Genomic DNA, 1,723 nt, shown 5'->3' with positions numbered 1-1,723 from the left:
AAGGGGCAACTAACCGATTTTGAAAAGTTTTTAAGCACGGAAAGTAAGACTGAAGAAAATAGGCAGAAAGATAAAGATCTTTTTAATGGCGTTATATGGAATAACACCTAAATTTCGCATATGAGATTTTGTATTAAATAAAAAAACAATCCCCTAAAAATAGGGGATCTTGTTAGTAATGGAATCGACATTGAATTATAGAGATTCGTTCATCTGTCACTTCATAAACTAATCTATGCTTTTCATCAATCCTACGACTCCAAAATCCTGAAAGATTAGCTTTTAAAGGTTCTGGTTTTCCTGTTCCTTCAAAAGGTGTTCGCTGACATTCTTTGATTAAGGTATTAATACGCTTAAGTATCTTTTTATCCTGTGTCTGCCAATAGATATATTCATCCCAGGCATTATCAGTCCATTCGACGTTACGATTCGTCATCCTCAATCAACTCTCTGTGTTTTGTTTTCCCTGCACGTAATTGAGCAATTGATTCATTTAAACGACTTGCATTATTTGGAGATGAAAGGAGATATAACGTTTCCATTAAGCTATCGTAATGATCTTGTCCCATTACTACAGCATGGCCACCTTCTTTTCTTGTAATAAAAGCAACGTCTACATCATCAATTACTTTATCTAAAACAGATTTTAAATTGTTACGTGCGTCCGTATATGTAAATACATGCATATATCTATCCCTCATAGGGTAAGCTGCGTCAAAACGCTGCTAGCTAGACTACCTAGGCGGTAGTGATTGAAACTTTACAATCCTAAATGTACAGAATCCTGTACATATTGTCAATTTCGTATAACCACCATTATGTTAAATTATGGTCTATTCATTAAATAACGGGGACTTCATGAACAAATTAATATACTTCATCATTCTTAATATTCTTTTAATTGGTTCTGTTTATGCTGAAAAAAATAAATTTTTAAATATGGCTCAAAGTAAAGTAAAGCAGGAAATGAAAGATCCTGACTCTACAAAGTTTCAAAATTTAAGGGAAATCAAAAATTCTGTTGGTGAGAGTGTGGTTTGTGGTGAAGTAAATGCTAAAAATTCCTATGGAGGATATGTTGGATATCATTTATTTTCGTATAGTCCGGATGGGGTTGTAATTTTAAATTCACCAAAAGATAGCGATTATTATAGAAATAAGTTTATTTATGACAAATCTGGCTGTGCAGGTGAAAAAGAAGAATTTTTAGCTCGAAATAAAGATATGTTCAAAAATTACTGTTTGGTTGCATATGACCTTTTTACAGACGTAATAGTAAATAATAAAACGAATTTAGATGCTATTACTTATGCCATGAGTAATTATCAAAAATATAATTTGAGTGTTTTTAATAATGATCTAGATAAAGCAAAAACAGATTTATTAGCAAATTTGGAACAAGTATTACAATCTAAAGAGACTGTAAAAAAAATTAAAAAAGATAAAAACGGAATGTTTAAAGCTCAATATATGTTTATTTGTCCTATAAGCATGGAAAAAAAATATATTTTTGAAAAGTAATGAAAAGAGAAAATTATTGAGTTTTCCTACAATTAACATAATACACGTTATACGAATTCCCAAGGCATGGCTTTTAGTCATGCTTTTTTTATCAAAAGACTATACCTGAATGATAGCGAGCCAAATCGCATACAATATCTATCATTAGACTTAATGCAATAATTAAATGATAGTATTATCATTAATCTAATAGAATTAAGAT

At 30.5% G+C, this 1,723-nt stretch carries 3 protein-coding genes; 1 reads left to right on the top strand and 2 read right to left on the bottom strand.

What is annotated here, in order from left to right; genetic code table 11:
- Nucleotides 1-172: 172 nt before the first annotated feature.
- Both FTV41_RS14605 and FTV41_RS14600 read right to left on the bottom strand, forming a co-directional pair.
- Nucleotides 173-436: a Txe/YoeB family addiction module toxin gene (locus FTV41_RS14605; protein WP_000184943.1), complete on the bottom strand. Its 264-nt coding sequence runs from the start codon at nucleotides 434-436 to the stop codon at nucleotides 173-175.
- Nucleotides 423-686: a type II toxin-antitoxin system Phd/YefM family antitoxin gene (locus FTV41_RS14600; RefSeq protein ID WP_000557944.1), complete on the bottom strand. Its 264-nt coding sequence runs from the start codon at nucleotides 684-686 to the stop codon at nucleotides 423-425. Before FTV41_RS14600 ends, FTV41_RS14605 begins: the two co-directional genes overlap by 14 nt.
- A 172-nt stretch (nucleotides 687-858) precedes the next feature.
- On the opposite strand from FTV41_RS14600, the gene FTV41_RS14595 reads away from it, so the two are divergent.
- On the top strand, nucleotides 859-1,521 hold the full coding sequence (locus tag FTV41_RS14595; protein ID WP_057692831.1) for a hypothetical protein: 663 nt from the start codon (nucleotides 859-861) through the stop codon (nucleotides 1,519-1,521).
- The last annotated feature ends 202 nt before the right edge of the window (nucleotides 1,522-1,723 follow it).

This window comes from Acinetobacter sp. YH16051, from assembly GCF_013417135.1.
GTDB classification, from domain to species: domain Bacteria; phylum Pseudomonadota; class Gammaproteobacteria; order Pseudomonadales; family Moraxellaceae; genus Acinetobacter; species Acinetobacter towneri.
The sequence above is the reverse complement of the archived record's forward strand: the minus strand, read 5'-3'. Positions and strand labels throughout refer to the sequence as shown.

Excerpts from the sequence above, each read along its gene's own strand:
- FTV41_RS14605 (WP_000184943.1), bottom strand. The coding sequence starts at position 436 with ATGACGAATCGTAACGTCGAATGGACTGATAATGCCTGGGATGAATAT.
- FTV41_RS14600 (WP_000557944.1), bottom strand. The coding sequence starts at position 686 with ATGCATGTATTTACATATACGGACGCACGTAACAATTTAAAATCTGTT.
- FTV41_RS14595 (WP_057692831.1), top strand. The coding sequence starts at position 859 with ATGAACAAATTAATATACTTCATCATTCTTAATATTCTTTTAATTGGT.